10 protein-coding genes and 1 pseudogene are annotated in these 16,423 nt (G+C 71.3%); 4 read left to right on the forward strand and 7 right to left on the reverse strand.

The window, feature by feature from the left end:
* Positions 1-105: 105 nt before the first annotated feature.
* From ACSRUE_RS08070 to ACSRUE_RS08090, 5 genes and pseudogenes are all read right to left on the reverse strand, one after another.
* The gene (locus tag ACSRUE_RS08070; RefSeq protein WP_441290508.1) at positions 106-2,016 is read right to left on the reverse strand and encodes an ATP-binding protein; all 1,911 of its coding nucleotides are present in this window, start codon (positions 2,014-2,016) and stop codon (positions 106-108) included.
* A gap of 276 nt (positions 2,017-2,292) precedes the next feature.
* The gene (locus ACSRUE_RS08075; protein ID WP_441290509.1) at positions 2,293-2,457 is read right to left on the reverse strand and encodes a hypothetical protein; all 165 of its coding nucleotides are present in this window, start codon (positions 2,455-2,457) and stop codon (positions 2,293-2,295) included.
* Positions 2,458-2,487: 30 nt separating this feature from the next.
* Positions 2,488-2,634: pseudogene (locus tag ACSRUE_RS08080) on the reverse strand (Kelch repeat-containing protein); the annotation flags it as partial.
* Positions 2,570-3,190, reverse strand: a complete 621-nt coding sequence (locus tag ACSRUE_RS08085) for a hypothetical protein (RefSeq protein WP_441290510.1) — start codon at positions 3,188-3,190, stop codon at positions 2,570-2,572. The gene ACSRUE_RS08085 and the pseudogene ACSRUE_RS08080, both read right to left, overlap by 65 nt.
* Positions 3,191-3,574: 384 nt before the next feature.
* On the reverse strand, positions 3,575-5,497 hold the full coding sequence (locus ACSRUE_RS08090) for a methionine--tRNA ligase (protein WP_441290511.1): 1,923 nt from the start codon (positions 5,495-5,497) through the stop codon (positions 3,575-3,577).
* Positions 5,498-6,330: 833 nt separating this feature from the next.
* On the opposite strand from ACSRUE_RS08090, the gene ACSRUE_RS08095 reads away from it, so the two are divergent.
* Together ACSRUE_RS08095 and ACSRUE_RS08100 are read left to right on the forward strand one after the other, a co-directional pair.
* Positions 6,331-7,854 (forward strand): serine/threonine-protein kinase, encoded by a 1,524-nt coding sequence (locus ACSRUE_RS08095; RefSeq protein WP_441290512.1) that lies wholly within the window; start codon positions 6,331-6,333, stop codon positions 7,852-7,854.
* A gap of 137 nt (positions 7,855-7,991) precedes the next feature.
* The gene (locus ACSRUE_RS08100) at positions 7,992-9,281 is read left to right on the forward strand and encodes an Hsp70 family protein (RefSeq protein ID WP_441290513.1); all 1,290 of its coding nucleotides are present in this window, start codon (positions 7,992-7,994) and stop codon (positions 9,279-9,281) included.
* 1,229 nt (positions 9,282-10,510) lie between these two features.
* On the opposite strand, the gene ACSRUE_RS08105 is transcribed toward ACSRUE_RS08100, so the two are convergent.
* Positions 10,511-11,806, reverse strand: coding sequence for a metallophosphoesterase (locus ACSRUE_RS08105; protein WP_441290514.1), 1,296 nt, complete (start codon positions 11,804-11,806; stop codon positions 10,511-10,513).
* A gap of 750 nt (positions 11,807-12,556) precedes the next feature.
* Between ACSRUE_RS08105 and ACSRUE_RS08110 the strand changes: the two genes are divergently transcribed.
* Positions 12,557-13,957 (forward strand): glycoside hydrolase family 6 protein, encoded by a 1,401-nt coding sequence (locus ACSRUE_RS08110; protein ID WP_441290515.1) that lies wholly within the window; start codon positions 12,557-12,559, stop codon positions 13,955-13,957.
* A 295-nt stretch (positions 13,958-14,252) separates the two neighbouring features.
* Positions 14,253-15,182, forward strand: a complete 930-nt coding sequence (locus ACSRUE_RS08115; RefSeq protein WP_437763531.1) for a LysR family transcriptional regulator — start codon at positions 14,253-14,255, stop codon at positions 15,180-15,182.
* Between the two features lie 100 nt (positions 15,183-15,282).
* Here ACSRUE_RS08115 and ACSRUE_RS08120 read toward each other — a convergent pair whose 3' ends face one another.
* Positions 15,283-16,362 carry a hypothetical protein gene (locus tag ACSRUE_RS08120; RefSeq protein WP_441290516.1) on the reverse strand — a complete coding sequence of 360 codons (1,080 nt, stop codon included), beginning with the start codon at positions 16,360-16,362 and terminating at the stop codon, positions 15,283-15,285.
* Positions 16,363-16,423: the final 61 nt, after the last annotated feature.

The raw sequence follows: 16,423 nt of genomic DNA on the forward strand, positions 1-16,423 counted from the left end.
CGTTGAAGCGCTTACTTTAACCAAACGGCGTCACGGTCGACAGCCTGCGAAGGAGAGCCCGCTCGAAGTCATTCCGATGTGTTGGTAATTTTCCTCCAGCGCACTTCAGCGATCGGCGAGCGGCAAGGTAAACGAGAAGGTGCTCCCGTCGCCGACCCGGCTCTCCACCCAGATTCGCCCACCGTGCGCCTGGACGATCCCCCGCGCGATCGCCAGACCGAGGCCCGTGCCGCGCTGCCTGTTGTTCGGGCGCGTCCAGTACGGGTCGAAGATGCGTGGGAGGTGTTCGGCCGCGATTCCGACACCGGAGTCCCGGACGTGGATCCCCACCTCGCCGTCGAGCGCCTCGGCACGCACGCCGATCTCCCCGCCGTCGGGCGTGAACTTGTGGGCATTCCCGAGCAGGTTGGAGAGGACCTGGACGACCCGGTCGCGATCGGCGAGCACCCGCGGCAGATCCGTCGGAACCTCCACGTGCACCGACAACGAGCGGCTGGTCGCGCCGAAGCGCACCGTCTCGGTCGCATCCGCCACGAGGTCGGAGACCTCGTGCGGGGCGGGCAGGATCGACAATCGGCGAGCGTCGATGCTCGCCACGTCGAGCAGGTCGGCGATGAGGCGGTTGCTGTGGAGCGCTGCGCGCTCGATCGTCCTTACGCCGTCCCGCCACGTCTCCTCGTCGACGCGGGACGCCAGCTCCCGCTTCAGCAGGGCCGCCCGGAGCATGATCGTGCTGAGGGGGTTGCGGAGATCGTGGGCCACGATGCCGAGCATCTGCTCGCGCTGCCGGACGGCATCCTGTGCCTCGGCGCGGGCGCGCATCTCCGACTCGAAGAGGCAATTGCGCTCGACCGCCTGAGCGCACTGATCCGCCATCGTGGCGACCAGCTGGCGCATCGCCGGATCGAGGCGGCACGGCCCCTCGATGACGAATACCAGGCCGCCGAGATCCCGACCGTGGATCCGGAGCGGCAGCGCCACGAGGCGTGGCGAGGCCATCGCGGACAGGGTGGGGCTCGGGGCGAAGCGCGTGGCGCCCCCCTCGGCCTCGTCGGGGTCCGGCAGGATGACCAGCTCGCCGCGGTACAGGGCCAGGATGATCGGCTGCTCCGGATCGGACGGGATCGCCGGGAAGGGCGACGTCCCGTCGCCGCCGGTCGAGGCCACGAGGCGCAGCCCTCGTGGGTCGTCCGTTCGCAGGTACGCCCGCGCGCCCTGGGCCCGCAGGATCGCGCCGATCGCGCCGATCGCGACGCAGGCGGACTCTCCGGCGGTGCTCGTGCGGGCGAGCGCGGCCGTGACGGCCTGCAGGTGGGCGAGCTGCTCGCGCGCCTCCTCTGCCTGGATCCGGCCCGCCTTTTCGACCTCGCGGCGGTGACTTTCCCACGACGCCTGCAGCTCGCGCTCGATGGTGTAGGCGATGTGCGCCACCAGCGCGAGCCGCTCGGGGCTGCCGGTCGCGACGGACGTGCTGACGTCGATCGCGCCGATGATCGCACCGTCGGGCGCGTGGATCGGCGCGCCGGTGCACGTGCAGTCGTCGAATGCGCTCGCGAAGTGCTCCGGCCCGACGATCGCGACCGGGCGATCGGCGGCAATGGCGGTGCCGGCGCCGTTGGTCCCCATCGCCCGCTCCGACCAGTCGAATCCGGGCAGGAGGCCGAATGTCTCCATCATCGAACGAGACGCGCCGACCGAGTAAAGGACGATGCCGTCCCCGTCGACGACGTAGACGACCGGCTCCGACGCCCGCAGGAGCGCGGCGGCCCAGTGCAGGTGAGGGGTGGCGGCCCGGACCAGGTCGGCGCTCCGTTCCAGCCTCCTCGTGAGCTCGTCGTCGTTGATCCGCCGGAAGGGCGGACGAACGGGGTCGACCGCCGCCGCCCAACTGCGCTCCCATGAGTCGAGTACGAGACGGCGCAGCGGGTCGGCGAGATCCAGCTCGCGGACGAAGTCGTTCCACTTGCGGAACCGTTCTTTCGCGACCGTGGCGCCCGGCGTTCCAGCATCCCCCATGGACACCAACGTTGTAACACGAGAGCTGCGCCAAGGCACGAGCCTGCTGACCCGGCAACTCGCGGTTCACGTCACCCTGCTGCGGGGCGTGCTCGGTGTCGTGCGGCTGCTTGGCCGCATGGTTGTGTTCTCTCGCATGGCTACCGGGGCGCGGGCCCTGTACGTCAGAAAAGATGTTCAGCCCGGCCGCCCGGCCTGTGGAGCTCAGGAAATCGTGACCAGGGCGAGGTCGGAGAATTCGCCTGAGACCGGCGTATTCGGAGCTTCTGGGGAGACTCAGCCGCCGCAGGCGAGGGGGATCGTCAATCTCCACATGTCGTTGAGCAGCACTGGCGCGAACTCCGCGGTCGCTCCCCCGAAGATGTAGAGCTCGTAGGCCGTGGCGGTTCTCCGAGTGAAGTAGAACTGGCCGAACCTCGGCGCCGGCGCGGGTCCCGTCATCGCGGTGTCCACGCGGGTCCAGGTCCCGGTGTGGAGATCGAAGTACCAGACATCGGACAGCGTGGTACCGTCGAACTGGCTGCCCCCGAACAGCCAGATGCGGTCGTTGTGCTCATCCGGTCGCGACCTGCTTCCAACCGTTCTTGTAGCGGACCAGGTTGTGCTGGAGGCCGTCAGGGCGGTTGATGAAGGCCGGCAGCGTCGACGACGAGCCCGAGAACGCGTACGCGACGGTCTTGTGTTTCCCCTTCTTTCGCACGGCGACCGCCTCCGTGGAGCGGTTGGCGCGCCCGAGCTCGGCCGCGCTCTGCGCGATCTGCGTCCACCCGTGCACCGGATCGAACCGGAACGTGTCCTGGTGCGTGAGGTCGAGCCCGCGCCGGAAAGGACCTCTCCCGCCAGAGACGATCAGCGCGTCCTCCTCGGCGACGCACCACATCATCGACTCGGCCCTGGCGGACGGCCCGCCCGGGTGCTGGCCGAGGTCGTACCAGGTCGACGTGTCGACGTCGAAGGCGCTGAAATCGGCCACGGGCTCGTCATTCGGGTAGGTCCCGTTCAACCCACCGAAGATGTAGAAGATGCCCTGGTGATAGGCGCTCGCGCCGTCCCAGATGGCGTCGGGGATGGCGCCGCCCTGCGGAATCTCGGTCCAGTAGGGCAAATTCGACTGAGCGGCGCTCGGGCGGATACCGGCGAACGAGAGCACGAGTGAGAAAGAAGCGATGAGCACGATCCGAAGCTGAACCCTGCATCTCATCCGAGCGACCTCCTTGATCCAGGAAACGGCGGGCGCGCGCCCGGCGCATCGCGAGCGTACAGGAGAAATATTTCGTCGATGCATGGATAAGTTGCTGATACAGCGTCACTTTTCCGGGAGGTAGGCGGATCGCGCAAGGTTCTCCATGTTAACCAGCGCGTGCAGCGTGGCTGTACGGTGGGACGGTGATCCCGCGACTCCCTCAGCCGCGCGCGACGCGGCGGCGCAGGGTGCCCCGTGGGGCCGCACCGGAACCGCCCTCGGCGGCGAAACAGGCGAAAGCTATGAAATGGCTACGTTTTTCGGCGGCCGCTCGTCATCGACCGGTGTTTCTGGCGGGATTTCTGACACGCGGCGCTATTCCCCCGGCACCGGCGGGAAGTAGACCTGCTTGGGACCGATGGCGTGCCCGGCGGGGATGGGGGCGCCGAGCTCCTCGAGGCGGAAGACCTCCGGTGGGAGCCGGAGCGACTCCCGCAGCCGATCCATCGTGGCCGGGACGAACGGGTAGAGCATGATCATCAGGGTCTTGAGCACGTAGAACGAGGAGAAGAGGGCGTCTCGCCGGCCCTCCTCCGGGCGCCGATCGTCGTGGGGCTTGAACTGCGCGAAGAGGCTGTTGATGACGCGCGCGTAGTTCTCGATCTCGAAGAGCAGCGTCGGGTAGTCGGCGCGATCCATCGCGCGCACGTAGCGCTGGACGATGCGCAGGGTGTCCGAGGCGACCTTGTCGAGCAGCGCGCCGTGGGGCACGCGCCCGTCGAATTTCGAGTGCGCCGCGGAGATCGGCCGCTCGAACGCCGCGTTGAGCGGCCCGGCGAGGAACCGGTTGCGCTCGTCGAGCTTGGCGAGATCGAAGTTCGACGGCTTCTCCGCGAGGCCGAGCAGCGCCAGGTAATAACGGATCTGGTCCGCTGAATACCCCTTCTCGTCGAGGAGCTGATCGGCGGTGAAGAAGTTTCCGCGCGACTTGCTCATCTTGTCGCCCCCGACGAGCAGGTGGAAGCACCCGAGGACGTCGGTGAGCTGCAGCTCGCCGGGCGCCGGCAGCCGGCGCGGATCGGGCTGCGTACCGAGCCACATCGCGCCCTGCATGAGCACGTAGAAGAAGACGTTGTCCTGGCCGAGGAACTGGTAGATCCTGGCCTCCGGATCGCACCAGAAGTCCACGTACCGGGCCGGATCGACGCCCCGCCGGGCGAGCGCGACCTGCGAGAAGGCGATGGGCGCGATCAGCGAGTCGGGCCAGACATAGAGCGTCTTGCCGCAGAGCTCCGGATCGAGATCCACCGGCAAGGAGAGCCCCCAGGCGACGTCGCGGGTGATGGCGCGGTGAGCCCAGTCCTCGACGGGCTCGCTGGGGACGCCATGGCGCGAAAGGGCGGCGCGCGCCTCCTCCATCTCCGGCTTGCTGCCGAGCTGCAGCAGGACCTCGCGATCCTGCGTGAACTTCGCCTTGTGCTTCGGCAGCGACGCCTTGATCTCCTTGTACGCCGGGGCGAGGTCGGCCTCGAAGCGGAGCGAAGGCATCACGGTGTTCAGCACGTCCGCGAGCACCGCCGGGCGCCACGCGCCCTGCTTGCCCTGGATCCAGCCCCGGAGCGTCTCGGACACGGCCCACATGTCGAGCCACCAGTGCGCGGTGTCGCGCATCACCGGCGTGGCGTCGCTGAGCGCGCTGCGCGGACTGCCGAGCTGTGAGGGCGAGTGCTGGTGACCGCAGCGATCGCACTCGTCGCTGTACGCGTCTCCGTTGTCGCACTTCGGGTTGGGGCAGCGCCCGCGCACGAGGCGGTCGGGGAGGAAGCACTGGAGCTCCGGATCGAACCACTGGCTGCTCGTGCGCTTCTCCAGCAGGCCGTTCCCGTGCAGGCGCCGGAGGAAGCGGTGCGCGAGCTCCTGCTGGATCGGGAGGCACTCCGGCCGCGAGGTCCCCGAGTAGACGTCGAGATCGATGTCATACCGCCGGAGGCTCGCGTGCTGCTTCTCGTGGATGCCGTCGATGAACTCTCGTATCGACACGCCGGCCTGCCGCGCCGCGATCTGGCTGGCGGAGCCGTGATCGTCGGTGCCGCAGACGAAGAGGACGTTCTCGCGGCCGATCAAAAGGCCCAGCCACCGCGCGTGGATGTCCGCAGGGACGTGCGCGCCCGCGAGGTGCCCAAGGTGCAACATCCCGTTGGCGTAGGGCATGCCTGCGGTGACGACCGCCCGCCTGGGCCTGCGAACCTGGCGAAGGACCGATGCGACGTCGGTCGGGGCGCCGAGATAAGATGCCATCGAAGCTCGCTATACCCCAGCGGGCCCATCAGCACAACGCTCGCGCCCCAAGCTTCCTTCCTCGAGTCATGAGCGGTGAAGCCGCGCCCGCAGAGGGCTCGGGCCCTGCCTGAGCTCCGAGGTGGCCTGCTCCCGAAGCCTCCCCTCGAATAGTCCGGGAGAATTCACAGGGAGGCAAGGAGGCGGGGAGAAGGGAAATAGAATTTCATGAATCTCCCCGTCTCCTCGCCTCCCTGTTCAATTCTTCTCTAAAAATGCCGACGAAATGAAGGATCTATCAGGTCCTGCTCGATACCCGTCTTCCGTGTCGCGGTTCCCCTCCTTGCCGGCTCGAACGGACGTCATGAGGTTGCGTGTCCACCGGTGTCGGCGATCCAGGATGCCCTCAGGAGGGAAACAGGGAGTCTGTTGAAGACTTCCACGTTCGCGGAGATCAGGTCCCCCCCGGAACACGCGCAGATCGCGGCGCGTGTCGCGCGGGCACCGGGCTCCGGCGGTCGCTCGCTGGTCCGGGACCACCCGCCCATCGGCGCAGCCAGCGAAGGCGACAGCCCCCCACGGGTGGGCATCGGCGTGACGAGGCCCGGCCGGGTGGGCCTCCAGGCCATGCCCGCGTGACACCGGGACGCGCCGCGGACGCCGCCAGGCCGCCGCGCGACTGCCGGCGGGCCTCTCCGGCGTCGCCCTGCATCAGCCCCGGCGGGGCCGATCCGTCGCGCCCGGAACCCGCTTCTCGACTAGACTCGCCGTCGATGGCCGACCTAGCCAGGCAAGCCGCCCCGGACCAGGCACGGCAGCAGGTACCCCCGGAGAGGCCGACCCGACGCTGTCCCGTGTGCGGCGTCCGGTACCCGCTCGACTTCCTCGTCTGCCCCATCGACGCGACGGCCCTGGAGCTCCAGGGCGTCACAGCGACCGACCCCATGGTCGGCGAGCTGCTCGCGGGGAGCTTCTGCATCACCGGCGTGATCGGCGCGGGCGGCATGGGCCGCGTCTACGTCGCCGAGCACATCCGCCTGCCGAAGCGCTTCGCCGTCAAGGTGCCGCACGAGCACTTCGCCAGCCACCGGGAGGCGATGGCGCGCTTCGAGCGCGAGGCGCAGACGATCGCGCGCGTCGGCAACGAGCACGTCATCGACGTCGTCGATGTCGTCCGCCTCAAGGACGGGCGCCCGTGCATGGTGACCGAGCTGCTCAAGGGCGAGGACCTCGGCGGCCTCCTCGACCAGGTCGGCAAGCTGCCGCTCCCCACCGCCATCACGATCTCGCGCCAGGTCTGCCGCGGCCTGGCCGCGGCCCACGCGACCGGCGTCGTCCACCGCGACCTCAAGCCGTCGAACCTGTTCCTCGTCCGGCGCGAAGGGGGCAGCGTCCACGTGAAGATCCTCGATTTCGGGGTCGCCAAGGTGCTCGACGGCGCCGACCTCACGCGCACCGGCTCGGTGGTCGGCACGCCCCAGTACATGGCGCCGGAGCAGGCGCGCGGCTCGGCCGACGTCGACTCGCGCGCGGACATCTACGCGGTCGGCGCCGTGCTGTACCGCATGCTGACCGGCGAGCGGCCCTTCCCCGAGGAGGAGCCGACGCGGACCATGCTCCGCCTGCTCACCGAGGATCCCCGGCGCCCGCGCGACATCGACAAGACCATCCCCGAGGGGCTCGAGGCGCTGATCCAGCGCGCCATGGCCCGGGCGCGCGAGGACCGGCCGCCGTCCGCCCAGGAGCTCGATCGCCTGCTCGCGGACTTCGATCTGCAGGATCCGCTCGCGCCTTCCCGCGCGCTCGGCGCGGGCGTCGCGGTGACCGAGGGCGCCCCGAACGACGAGCGGGCCACGGTCGTCATCCCGAACGCCCAGGGCCAGAGCGCGGACGACGTGACGCGCAAGGCGCGGCGCGCTCGCCCCGTCGCGTCGCTGCTGTCCATCGCCGTGAGCCTCGCCGCGGGCGCGGCCGTCTTCACCAGCGGCGCGATGGTCCTCCGCAGGGTCTACGGCATCACCGAGCGGCGGGCGCTCAGCCAGAGCGAGGTCCTCCTCGCCGCGGGCGCCGCGGGAGCGCTGGCCTTCATCGCCTTCGTCGCCACCGTCCGGGTCCTCGTCGGCCGCTGGCGGAGCGCGCCGGCCATGGAGCGCCTCGGCAACGGCCTCCTGGGCGCGCTCGTGTGGCTGTTCGTCTCGTGCGGCGTCCTCGCGCTCGGCGCCGCCGCCTACAACGCGTTCGCGCTGCCGATCCCCACCCTCGGCCTCGACCCGGCCGAGTGGCTCGGCTGGGTCGACGTCGGCGTGATCGCCCTGCCGGCCCTGATCGCGCTCGTCGCGCTCACCGTGGCGCTGCGGCGCGTGACCCGCGTGTCGTAGCGGCGCGGGCGGGCCAGCAAATTCTGCTCATCCCGAGAGCCAGCCATCATTTTCGCATGCATTCGATAGCTTGTAAATAGGTGGCTACGTCGGCGAGATCCGCGTGCCCGCGAAGCACCCCACGAGGAGGCGAGATCATGTCCGCACGATTCAGGCCCGAGGTGTATGCCGTCGATTTCGGTACCTCCAACTCGCTGCTCTCGGCGGCCAGCGCGGAGGCGACCTGCCCGCCCATCCCGCTCGACGCCGCGGCGGCCGATCCGACCGTCCTCCGGAGCCTCCTGTTCTTCGGGCAGGAGCGGTTCTCCTGCGGCGCGGCGGCGATCAGCGATTTCGTCGCGAACGGCATGCAGGGCCGCTTCATCCGCTCGATCAAGAAATACCTCCCCGATCGCAGCTTCTCCGGCACGCAGATCGGGCACCGGGTCGTGACCATCGAGGACCTGATCGGCCGCTTCCTCCGGGAGATGCGCGAGCAGGCGAACCGCCACTTCGACGCCGACGTCGCGCGGGTCGTGCTGGGCAGGCCGGCGAAGTTCTCGGCCGAGCCGGCCGACGATCGCCTCGCCGAGGAGCGCCTCGAGCGGGCGGCGCGCATCGCGGGCTTCCGCGAGGTCTCGTTCTGCCCCGAGCCGGTCGCCGCCGCGCACGACTTCCACCTGGAGCTCGACCGCGGGGCCGTCGTCCTCGTCGCCGATTTCGGCGGCGGGACGTCCGATTACACGATCGTCCGGATGCGGCCGGAGGGGTTCTCGCCGTCCGACGTGCTGTCGCTCGGCGGCGTCTCGGTCGCGGGGGACGCGCTCGACGGCAGCCTCATGCGCCACAAGGTCGCCCGCCACTTCGGCGCGGAGGTCACCTACCGCGTCCCGTTCGGCTCGAACCAGCTGACCATGCCGCGATCCATCGCCGAGAAGCTCTGCTCACCGGCCGACATGACGGTGCTCCAGCACCGCGATGTCCTCGCCTTCCTCCGCGACGTGAAGGCGTGGTCCCTCGGGCCGGAGGATCGGCAGCGCATGGACCACCTGCTCTGCCTCGTGGAGGACTCGCTGGCCTTCCGGCTCTTCGAGGAGATCGAGCGCAGCAAGTGCGCGCTGTCCGGCGAGGCGGCGGCGGAGTTCCGCTTCGATTACCCGTCGATGCACATCCGCGAGCGCATCACCCGGGAGGAGTTCGAGGCCGGGAGCGAGCGGCAGATCGACGCCGTCCTCGGCGCGCTCGACCGGACGGTGGCGGACGCGGGCCTGTCGTTCGACGGCATCGACGTCGTGTGCTGCACGGGCGGGACCGCCAGGGTGCCGGCGCTCCGGCGCGGCATCGAGCGGCGCTTCGGCGAGGGCAAGGTGAGGCAGCTGCGGAGCTTCCACTCCGTCGTCCAGGGGCTGGCCGAGCGCGCGCGCAGCATCGCCGCCGCGTCCTGCTGAGCGGGCGCCGGCCCCGCCGATCGGCACGGCAGCGCCCGCGGGCGGCGGGGCAGCGTCCGCGGTCGACGCGGCCTCGCCGTCGAGCCAGCGGGGATCGCCCTCGACGACCCACGGGTACGCCTCGTGGAGCGCGTGTTCCATCAGGCCGCCGTAGCTGTGGCCGGCTCCCACGGCGTGGACGACGCGCGTTGTGACGCCGCCGCGCTCGAGCACCTCCCGCGTCCTGCGCGCCTGCGCCGCGCAGTCGGCCCGCCCGCACGCGAGGAGCACCCGCGCCCCGCCGCCGCCGCGAAAGCGCCGGGCGGCGCCGGGCGTCCACTCGTCGAAGCTGCCGTATCCACCCTCGATCAGCGCCGCCCGCGCGAAGCGGGCGGGATGCCCGGGCAGGAGCAGCGCGCCCATGATCGCCCCCTGCGAGTACCCCGCATAGATCGGGTCGCGGAGATCCACCCGATCCCCGAAGCGCGCCGACAGCGCCGAGACCGCCGCGGCGACCTCGCGGCTCAGCGCGTGATGGTCCGGGTAGTAGAAGATCCGCCCGGCGTCCGGCGCCCGGACGTCGATCGGCTTGCCGCGCGGGCAGAGCACGAAGCCGGCCCCCCTCACGATCCCGCGCCAGATGTCGCAGTGCCATTCGGGCCGATCGCCCGCGCCGTGCGCGACGACGAGCAGCGGCCGCGGCCCCTTGCCTCGCGGCGTCACGACCACCGCGGGGCCGAAGTCCGGGACCTCGAGCGCGATGAGCTCGGGCTCGTCCGCGGGCGGCGAAGGCTCCGGCGCAGGCGGAGGCGCGCTCTCCGGCCAGCGCCCGCGCCCCTGCTCCTGCCGGGCGGCGGGCGGATCGCTGTGGCCGACACGGCCGAGAGGCGCGGCGAGCGGCGCGCGCGCACACCCTTCGGCGCCGATCGCGAGTGCGATCCCGAGGAGGAGCGCCCGCCGGGGGCCCGGGGCGGTCAGCGCGTGTCGACGTGCCGCACGTGCCGCACGTGCCGCACGCATCGCGCGTGCCTCACGGTTCGCGCATGTCGTACGGGCCGCACGTGTTGCGCTCATCGCACAGCGGAGGGTGAACACCCTCAGCACGGGAATCAAGAACCGGAGGACACGCCACTCCCGGAGACCCTCGAGCGCCCGGGAGATCGCGGCGGCTCTCCGCGGATCGACGCCGGGCTCGGCCGCCCGCTCGCCAGCGCCATGCGGGCTCGACGGGGACGGCGTCGGGCGTGACGTCAGGCGGCGACGAGGACGATGCGGCTCACCTCGGGCGGCGCTCCGACGCGGGCGGGCGGCCCGGCGGTGCCAAAGCCGCGGTTGATGTAGAGATGCGAACCGCCACGCTGGTAGAGCCCGGCGACGTAGCCGTGGGGGAGCACCAGATCGGCGGGCCGCACGAGGAGGTTGATCTGGCCTCCGTGGGTGTGGCCGCTGAGCTGCAGGGCCACCTCTCCGGCCGCGTCCGGGAAGAACACGGGGTTGTGGCAGAGCAGCACGCGCGGCAGATCGCGGGGCACGTCCGCGAGCGCCCGGCCGAGGTCCGGACCGCCGCCGGGGACCCGCCCTCGCGCCCACACATCGTCGACGCCGAGCAGCGCGAAGGCGCCGCCGGGCCCGCCCACGACGCACCCGCGGTTGCTCAGCACCCGGGCGCCGCCGCGCTCCAGCGCGCCCAGCGCCGCGTCGATGCCGGCGAAGTGGTCGTGGTTGCCCGGGATCGCCGCGACGCCATGCCGGGCGAGCGGGCCGAGCCTCCGCGTGAGGCGCCCGAGGTGCTCGGCGTACCTCGGATCGAAATCGACGAGATCACCCGTCATCACGACGAGATCGCCGCGGGCCTTGCGCACGAGATCCTCGGCGGCGCGCATCTCCGGCTCGCTGACGAACAGCCCGAGGTGGATGTCGGACAGCTGCACGATGGCGAACCCGTCCAGGCTCCGCGGCAGGCCCGGTATCGGGATGGCGACCTCTTCGAGGGTGTAGTCGTGCCGCCCGAGCAGCGCGCCATACACCGCGCTGCCGCCGCCGATGAGGAAAGCGGAGCCAGCGGCCCCGGTCGCGAGGAAGTCGCGGCGGGCGAGCGTCGGCCGCTCGACCGGCGGCGGGAGCGGCAGGGCCGCGGGGCCGCCGTCCTCCTGCGCCCCTCGCTCCGTGGGGTCGGGCGCCGCGTGGGCAGGGCCGCTGGTCCGGCCTTCCGCGCGTGCGGCCGCCGTCGCGCGCCGGAGCGCGGCGCGCCCGAGCCGCGCGATCAGCCGGCCGAGGTCCACGACGGCGAGCAGGACCGCGGAGAGCAAGACGCCCAGCGAGAGCGTGCTGCCGGCGAGCCCCATCCCGCGGAGCACCCCGTCGGGCAGCGCGCCGCGCCCGAGCCGCGCGGCCGTCATGCCGACAATCCCGGCGGCCAGCGCGCACGCGAGCGCGCGCCGGCCGCTTACTCCCAGGCCGAGCAGCCTGGAGGCGCGCCGGTGCACGTACAGGCCCTGGACGCTGAGGACGAGGACGATGATCAGCCAGAACACGACGAAACGCATGGGAAGCTCTGCGCGAAAGGGGGGCGGAAGCCTAACCGATCGGCGGCGGTCGGCCAGAAAGCGCCCTCCGTGACGGCCCGATGACGGCAACGCGCCGCGACGGGTGCCGCGACACGCGGACGTCGCGTGCGATCTCCCTCGCTGTCACGTCGTGAGCGCCTAACCGGGAAGAAGGTCCACACGCAGCCCGCAGGCGAGCGGCGCACTCGGCCCCTCGACCTCCGACGCTCCATGGCGCCGCGCGTCGCCTCCTCGCGTGACGCCAGGCGCAGCGCTCCGAGCAGCCCTGGTGTGTGGTATCGCCCGGAGAATCGGAGTTTGTCGCCGCTGACAACCTTGGAAATAGAACTGAAACCCTTCTATCCGTCTGCCGTGTCACATCCGGGCCCAGCCGCGCTCGCAACTGCGGAGTCGTGGTGGTTGCGCGTTGCGTTGAGCGGAGCGCGCGCGCCCCCGCCGGTGCGTTCTCCCCTCGAAGAACCGCCGCAGCCGCGTCCTGCCCGCGCGCGGGCAGGACGCGGGCAGGACGCGCGTCGAGAGGTGTCGATCGTTGTAGCGTCCGTGGAAAAATACCTACATGGCGTACTACGACGTAGCCGCGCTGGCGCGGGAGAGCCGTCGTTTGTCCTTGCCCGAGAGAGGCCATTGGTCTAAATTCGGCCCGCTATTTGACGCGTTGAATTGGCCTGGTTTCTTCATTGAAGTACTGAGAGGCTTAATATGCTGAGAAGGAATGCGCATCGGCTGGGGTTGGCAACGTCGGTTGCGGTCATCCTCGCGCTCACGGCGTGCGGGGACGGCGGGGGCGGTGACACCAGCGGGACGGGCGGGGGCAGCAGCGGCGGGGGCGCGGGCACCCCGGCGAGCAGCGGCGTGGGCGCGGGCACCCCGACGAGCAGCGGCAACGTCGACCCGACGACGACGAGCAGCGGCAACGTCGACCCGACGACGACGAGCAGCGGCAACGTCGACCCGACGACGACGAGCAGCGGCACCGTCGACCCGACGACCAGCGCGGCTTCGGGCGGCGGCAACTGCTCCCCTGCGGTCGACATCACGGCGCCGAGCGGCAACCCGTTCGCGGGCGGGCACCTGTTCGTGGACCCCGGTTACGTCAAGAAGGTCGACTCGTCGATCGCGCAGGTGACCGATGCGGCCCTGAAGGCGAAGATGGAGAAGGTCAAGCAGATCCAGACGGCGTTCTGGCTCGACAGGATCGAGGCGATCAAGGAGCTCCCGGCCTACCTCGACGCGGCGCTCAAGCTCCAGAACGAGCTCTGCGAGCCGGTCACTGCGCTCATCGTCATCTACGACCTTCCGAACCGCGATTGCTTCGCCGAGGCGTCGAACGGCGAGCTCCACCTCGATCAAAACGGCACCCAGCGGTACCGGGAAGAGTACATCGCTCCGATCAAGCAGATCCTCGCCGCTCACTCGGGTCAGCGCATCGCCGCGGTCATCGAGCCCGACTCGCTCCCCAACATCGCGACGAACCTGGGCGGGAAGCGATGCGACGAGACGACGGCGCAGTCCTACCGGGACAACGTCGCGCACACGCTCAAGGAGCTCAACATGCCGCACGTGTACCAGTACATCGACGCGGCGCACTCGGGCTGGCTCGGCTGGCCTGACAACCAGAAGAAGGGCGCCCAGATCTTCGCCGAGGTCATCAAGGCCGCCGGCAGCCCGGCCAACGTCCGTGGCTTCGCGACCAACGTCGCGAACTACACGCAGCTCAGCTACAGCGCGGAGAGCTACGATCAGCAGGACAATCCCTGCTTCGGCGAGTTCGACTACGTCAATGCCATGGCCTCGGCGCTCTCGGCCGAGGGCCTCAGCGACAAGCACTTCATCATCGACACGAGCCGCAACGGCGTCGGCAACATCCGGGCGGACTGGGGCTACTGGTGCAACAACAAGGGCGCGGGCATGGGCGAACGGCCCAAGGCCAACCCGGGCGGCGCGACCAACCTCGACGCCTTCGTGTGGGTCAAGCCGCCGGGTGACTCCGACGGTGTGGGCCAGGAGGGTCAGCCGCGCTACGACCTGTTCTGCGGCAAGGAAGACGCGGACACGCGCGCGCCGCAGGCGGGGCAGTGGTTCCACGAGTACTTCGTGGAGTGCGTGAAGAACGCCAAGCCGGCGCTTTGACGGGCGGGTCGACCTGCTTCAAGCTGTGACGAGCGCGCTCGGCTGAGCGCGCGGCCGGCGGCCGGGGCAGGCGAGGAGCGTGAGAAAAAGGGGTCTACCTTCCCGCGGACGACGCGGGCCCGCTGGAGGGTAGACCCCTTGGGAAAACGCTCCTCGCCTGCCCCGGCCGCCGCGCCGCTTTCAGGGACATCACCAGAGCAAGGGCGCGCGGCTTCTGGCGGGCGCACGCACCCACCCACCCACGCTGCGACCGCACCGCACCGGACCGCGGTGGGCCGTGGCATGGTGATGCGCGGTGCACGACTCCATCACGCTCGAACAGCTGCGAACGTTCATCGCGGTCGCCGACGAGGGCAGCTTCTCGGCCGCGGCCAGGAAGCTCCGGCGTGTCCAGTCGGCCGTGAGCCACGCGATGGCCAACCTGGAGAGCCAGCTCGGGGTCGCCCTCTGGGATCGGTCGACGAGGATCCCGGCGCTGACGGAGCAGGGCCGCGTCCTGCTCGCTGCCGCGCGGCGGGTGTGCGCCGACGCGGACGCGCTCAGCAGCACGGCGCAGCGGCTCGCCGGCGGCCTCGACCCGCTCGTCTCGCTGTGCGTCGATGCCGTCTTTCCGCTGTCCGCGCTCGTCGATCTCTGCGTCGAGTTCGCGCGCGCCTACCCCACCGTGGAGCTCGTCGTCCACACCGAGACCATGGCCGCCGTCGCCGATCGCGTCCTCGACGGCACATGCCAGCTCGGGGTCGTGGGGCCGGCGGCGACGGCCCAGGGGCTCGAGCGCCAGCACCTCACCTCGGTGCGCATGGTCGCCGTCGTCGGCGAGACACACCCGCTCGCCGCCGCAGGGCCGCGCGGCGCGCGCGTCGCGACCGAGCAGCTGCGCGAGCACGTGCAGATCGTGCTGAGCGAGCGCGGCGGAGCGCGCTCGCCGGAGCAGGCCGTCCTGTCCCCGCGCACCTGGCGCGTCGTGGATCTCCAGACCAAGCGAGAGCTCCTGTGCGCGGGGCTCGGCTGGGGGAACCTGCCAGAGCACATGATCCGCGACGACCTCAACGCAGGGCGCCTGGTCCGGATCTGGCCGGCGGCGTGGGGGGACGACGAGCACGTCCTGCCGCTCGCCGTGGTCCACAGGCCGGGCCTCGTGCAGGGGCCCGCGGGGCAGTGGGTGCTGAAGCGCCTCGTCGAGCTCTGCCGCCAGCACGTGGGGGGCCCGGGAGCGCCGCGGTGAGCTGACGTCGGGCGGGGTCGAGCAGGGAGGCGCGGCGAGCGCGCGCCCCGCGCCCCTCCACGCGCGCGCTCGCACGGGGCTCCCGGAGCCGGCGCGGGCCTCAGAGCGAGAGCCGCGACAGCAGATCGTTCACGCGGAGCGCGGCCGCGACGCTCCCGGCGTCGTGCGCGTAGTCCATGGCCGCGAACAGGTGGGTCTGCTCGAGGTCGAGCCGCTCCGGAGAGCGCTCGAGGAGCGCCATGTAGTGCTCGAAGAAGCGGCGCTGATCCATCTGCGTGCGCTTCAGCACGGCGTGGCGCACCGTCGCGTGCAGCGCGAAGCGGCCCGCGAACGGCTCCTGCACCAGCCGGAAGCGGCGCAGCGAGGCCAGCGCGTCGCCGGCGCGCCGCCCGGCCCGCGCGAGCTCGGCGAGGGAGCCCTCGTCGATGTGGTCGCCGTTCGAGTGCGCCAGCGCCGCGAGCATCCGCCGCGCCGGCGGCGAGAGCCCGCGGAAAGCCCACGCGACGAGCAGGCCGACCTCGGGGAGGTCGTCCTCGTGATCGAGGACCCGCACCCGGTCGACGCCGCCCGCCACGAGCCACCGGCGGAGCTCGGCGACGTCGGCCGCGCCGCTGCCGACGATCGCGTCGGCGAGCTCCAGGGAGACCGGGTTCCAGCGGAGCAGGCGGGTCAGCGAGGCGACCGCAGGGAAGGGGCTCCGCCCCGAGGTCACGAGCGGCGCGATGACCGGAAAGATGGAGACGCCGGCGACGAGGCAGCGCCGCGCCGTGATGACCCAGGTCACCGCCTCGTCGCGGAGGTCGTCGAGCATCTCGGCGACGGCGCGGTCGTGCTCGTGGTTGTCGAGCACGATCAGCATCTCCCCGAGCGCCCGCAGGCGGCTCCGCAGCGCAGGCAGCGACGGCGACGGCCCTGCCCCGAAGCGGAGCGACAGCATGCCGCGCAGCGTGCGCGCGTCCCAGGCGCCGACCCGGAACCAGTGGATCCCGCCGGGGAGCTCGCGCGCGAGCTTGTGCCCGAGCGCGCACGCGAGCGTCGACTTGCCGCTGCCGCCGGTGCCGACGAGCGCGACGCGGGTCGGGCGCGAGGCGCGAACCGTCGCCAGGAGCGTCGCGAGCTCGCGGCGACGGCCGCGCAGCGAGGAGGGGCGGGGAGGGAACACGAGCGGCGATGCGGTCATCCCCGCGCGAGCGTACCAAAAAGCGCGCGAGGCGCCGGCGCCCGTCGCGGCGGTCGCGGCG

Origin of the sequence: Sorangium sp. KYC3313, from assembly GCF_052075895.1 — a bacterium.
GTDB lineage: Bacteria > Myxococcota_A > Polyangia > Polyangiales > Polyangiaceae > Sorangium > Sorangium cellulosum_B.

Bases quoted from the DNA above. Each gene is read 5' to 3' on its own strand.
- ACSRUE_RS08070 (WP_441290508.1), bottom strand. From the start codon at position 2,016: ATGGGGGATGCTGGAACGCCGGGCGCCACGGTCGCGAAAGAACGGTTC.
- ACSRUE_RS08075 (WP_441290509.1), bottom strand. From the start codon at position 2,457: ATGACGGGACCCGCGCCGGCGCCGAGGTTCGGCCAGTTCTACTTCACT.
- ACSRUE_RS08105 (WP_441290514.1), bottom strand. From the start codon at position 11,806: ATGCGTTTCGTCGTGTTCTGGCTGATCATCGTCCTCGTCCTCAGCGTC.
- ACSRUE_RS08090 (WP_441290511.1), bottom strand. From the start codon at position 5,497: ATGGCATCTTATCTCGGCGCCCCGACCGACGTCGCATCGGTCCTTCGC.
- ACSRUE_RS08100 (WP_441290513.1), top strand. From the start codon at position 7,992: ATGTCCGCACGATTCAGGCCCGAGGTGTATGCCGTCGATTTCGGTACC.
- ACSRUE_RS08120 (WP_441290516.1), bottom strand. From the start codon at position 16,362: ATGACCGCATCGCCGCTCGTGTTCCCTCCCCGCCCCTCCTCGCTGCGC.